This is a genomic window from Deltaproteobacteria bacterium (genome assembly GCA_009930495.1).
Lineage (GTDB): Bacteria > Desulfobacterota > Desulfovibrionia > Desulfovibrionales > Desulfomicrobiaceae > Desulfomicrobium.
Genome location: RZYB01000222.1, coordinates 1 through 3,660, shown reverse-complemented (window position 1 = coordinate 3,660; position 3,660 = coordinate 1). Strand labels below are relative to the sequence as shown.

The following is a 3,660-nucleotide window of genomic DNA, read 5'->3' as shown; positions in this document are numbered from 1 at the left end:
GCCTTGTCGGTTTCGACCAGGTAGCCACCTTCGGAGTCGATGCCGGTGGTTCCGCCCGAGGCGGCGTTGACCACTTTCAGATGGCGCTCGGCAGCTGCGGACTTCGCACGCATGTCGGTGCCGGTGGTCATGGCCACGACGTCAAGCATCTGCTCGCCAAGGTTCTTGTAGACTGGCGGCTGGTTGACGATCTGGATGTCGGAGGCCTGCGCGGCGACGGTCAGCGCGTCCTTGGGGTCGGTCAGCCCGTCAAGTTCCATCGCGGCCTGGATACGTGCCTCAATGGCCTTGACTTCGCCAACCAGCGCGGCAAACGCGACCTGGTCCTCAGCCGTAAATTCTTCCTTTGCCTGGAGTTTGCGGGCTTCCTCGGCCTTCGCGGCCTTCAACTCCCGCAGCTTCTGAATATCCATGTGATTACCTCATGGGGGTTAGAGTTACGCGGGGTTCCCGCTACATCCCAATTTCAGCCAACAGCAGGGCGCGTTCGCGTCTCGCCTTGTCAGCATCGCCATTTGCCACGTTGACGCCAGGGGCAACGGTAGCCATGGCGTTTTCTGCGTCGTCGGCCTCTTCCGGCTCGGCGGCGGTGAAAATTCTATCCACAAAGCCATATTCAAGCGCCTCGGCGGCAGTAAGCCACGTTTCGGCAATCATCATGTTTTGAATATTATCTTTGCGCTGACCGGTCTTTTGAACATATCGAGAGACGATGGTTTCATCCACCTTGTCGAGCAGTTGCGCCTCTTTTAAAAAATCCCTTGAATTCCCGATGGCGCATGACCACGAATTATGGATCATGAACATGGAACCCTCCGACATTTCAATTTCGTCAGAGGCCAGTGCAATGGTCGTAGCAGCACTGGCGCACAGCCCGTCAATATGTGCGGTCACAAAGGATGGATGCTCACGAATCGCGTTGTAAATCGCTTCTGCGTCAAACACGGACCCGCCAGGGCTATTGATCCTCAAGTGGATGTTCTTGGCCTTGATGGCGTTAAACGCGGGGACCCACGATGCGGGGTCGATCCCAAACCAACTACCTATGGCGTCATAAACATAGACGGTAGCCTCTTCTTTGGAGTCGCTGATAGCAGGAGGCGGAGACTGAAGAATGGACGAGCCGTTCGCCAGCCTTTTTTTTGCGTCCTCTTCGGCCTGCATAATGACCGTTCTTGCCGTCATCTTATTCGGCATTGTCTGCCTCCTTTTTCTCAGGTGCACTTGCTGGCACCGGGACGAAAAGCGTGTCACCGCCATCAAGCGGTGGTAAATTTTCGAGTGCGCGGACTTCGTTCACGGTCATGAATCCGGGGCTCTGCGTGCCGCCCACTGCGGCCTTGTAAAACTCGGAGCGGCCCTTGCTATCTGCGCGGAGCAGGGCGTCCAGGTTGAACTTGCAGTAGAATTTCTGCTTCTTCAAAAGCTTGCGGTTCACTTCCTGCTCGATGCCCTTGAGGATGTCGCGCAAGGTGAACTTCACAAAGCCCAAGGTCTGTTCTTCAATGCCAGTGCCCCAAGACGTGCTTTTCGAAGTGTGCCCGACCATGTGAGGCGGCACGCCGTAGAAGCGGCAAATGTCTTCGACCTGGAAGGATCTTGATTCAAGAAGCTGCGAGTCTTCGGCGTTGAAGTCGATGCGCTTGATGGTCGCGCCGCCGGTTGAGATGAGCGGAAGCCTCTGCTTCTCCATCCCGCTCCGGGTGCGCTGGTAAATGTCGAGGATGCGCTTCATCTGGTCGTCGTTGACGTTGCCGGGGAACTCCATGGCGATGTCGGCGGCGTTGCCCTGGCTGAAGAATCGCTCGTTGAACTCCTGGGCGGCAGCGGCCAGGCCTACGGCTTCGCGTGCGCACTCAAGCGGGCTCCGACCATGTTTCCCGTCCCATCCGATGAAGGGGTAGTGGAGCATGTCGGCCTGGTCGAAACGCCGTGTCTCGCCCGTGTCGGTGGCCACGGTGTAAATGAGCCGCGTCTTGTCCAGGGAGAGATCAGGGGAAACAGAGGATGGCTTCACAAGCGCGATGCCTACCGGAGCCCGGAGCCCTTCCGTGCGTCCGATCAGCCCGTACCCGTTCCCGCGCATCAGCGCCCACCAGATAAAATTTTTCCAAAACGTGTTGGCGCTCATCAGCGGGTTGGGCTCGTCGTGAAGGAGCCAATACGCGGGATGATCTTCTGCCAGCTCGGACTTGCCGCCCTTATAACGGTAGACCTCACACGGGAGGCTTGCGATGGTCCCGGCGATGAGCGACACGCAGCGGTAAACGACGCTGATCCGCATGGCGGTTTGCTCGTTCACGACCATTCCGGATGTGGTGGGCACGCCGTAGCCGCCAAACAGCAATTCGATGGCCTTTTCCTCGGCAATCACGTCTTTATAGACGTTCGCGGGCTGTTTTGACCCGGAAAACCAACGAAAAGGATTAAAATTCATTCTTTCCCGCCTATGAATTGTGTGACGTCAACAAGCCCTGCAAACCCTTCGTCTTCCACCTGGGCCTTCGCCCTCGCCATTGCCATGACAGCCGCCACTATTGGGTCAATCTTTGACTGTACATTTTGCTTGGCCGGGTAGTAGAGTTTATTCCGTGATTCCTTGAGAATCACGTTACCCGCCGCCCACTGAAGTACAGGGTCACCGTTATGCAACAGCTTCCCCGCACAAATTTCACCCTCGAACTCTTTCATGGGTTCGGACAGGGTTGCGGCGGACTGCGTCATTTCAACGACGGGGAAAGAAACCTGCTCGCGGATTGACTGCATGAGGTATTCAGCTTCGCGTGGGTCATAGGCCAACTCTTGAACCTGCAAAGTCTCGCAAATTTTGAGCAGGTCTTCCTCAAGGTAGGCGTAATCGGTGCGTGCTCCAGGTGTGCCAGTAAGCCAGCCTTCCATTTGCCAGCGCTGATAGTGCTCGTTGCCTTTCTGGTCGATGGTGTCCTGGGGCAGGTAGTATTGCCCGAACAGATACCAGCAATCTTCGTGGCGAATCAGGAACATCATTGCGGTAAGGTCGATCTTGGAAGCCAAGTCGATGCCGACCCAGGCCGGACAGCCTTCAAACCGATCCAGTTCCAGCCCTTCGTCGGCGTTGGCGTTCCATTTCGCCATGTTGATCCAGCCGACGCCAGCGTTCACCCAGCAGTTGAGGTGTTTGGTCTTGACCGTGTTTTGTAGGCTGGTGCGCTGAATGGCTTCGGCCAGCTTGCCGCGAAGGTATTCCTCGGAGACTGAGACGCCGAAATTGGGATTCGCCTTTTTCCAGACATCAAAGTCCGTCCAGTCGTCATCCTCATCTATGCCATACGCCAGGGCGAAGAACTGTTCGTTCTCGAAGACACCCTCAACAACCTTGGCAGCATAATCGTCCAACTCTTTGCACGGGCTCGATGTGTCAAAGCCCGATGTCGTGATGATAAACTGCAACGGCTCTTGGCGGGCGCCCATGCCCGTGTCCATCGAATCAACCTGTTCACTGGTCTTGTGCTCGTGAAACTCGTCATGAATTGCGCAATGCGGGGACTGGCCTTCACCAGGCTTCCCGATCAGCTTTTTGAAGAAAGAAAGGCCATCTTCGCGGAAGATGGAACTGGCCGCGATGGTGAGCCCGAAAGTTTGCTTGAAGCCCTTGCCCCGTTCGGCCATGGCCTTGGCTGG

Annotated in this window: 4 protein-coding genes; all 4 read right to left on the bottom strand. The window is 56.5% G+C overall.

Annotation, left to right across the window (positions count from 1 at the left end; genetic code table 11):
• On the bottom strand, window positions 1-413 hold a 413-nt coding region (locus tag EOL86_12855), incomplete at its 3' end, for a hypothetical protein (protein ID NCD26464.1).
• A 40-nt stretch (window positions 414-453) separates the two neighbouring features.
• Window positions 454-1,260: a Clp protease ClpP gene (locus EOL86_12850; GenBank protein ID NCD26463.1), complete on the bottom strand. Its 807-nt coding sequence runs from the start codon at window positions 1,258-1,260 to the stop codon at window positions 454-456.
• Window positions 1,187-2,437: a phage portal protein gene (locus EOL86_12845; protein NCD26462.1), complete on the bottom strand. Its 1,251-nt coding sequence runs from the start codon at window positions 2,435-2,437 to the stop codon at window positions 1,187-1,189. Before EOL86_12845 ends, EOL86_12850 begins: the two co-directional genes overlap by 74 nt.
• Window positions 2,434-3,648, bottom strand: coding sequence for a terminase large subunit (locus EOL86_12840; protein NCD26461.1), 1,215 nt, complete (start codon window positions 3,646-3,648; stop codon window positions 2,434-2,436). The genes EOL86_12845 and EOL86_12840 overlap by 4 nt, the downstream gene beginning before the upstream one ends.
• Window positions 3,649-3,660: the final 12 nt, after the last annotated feature.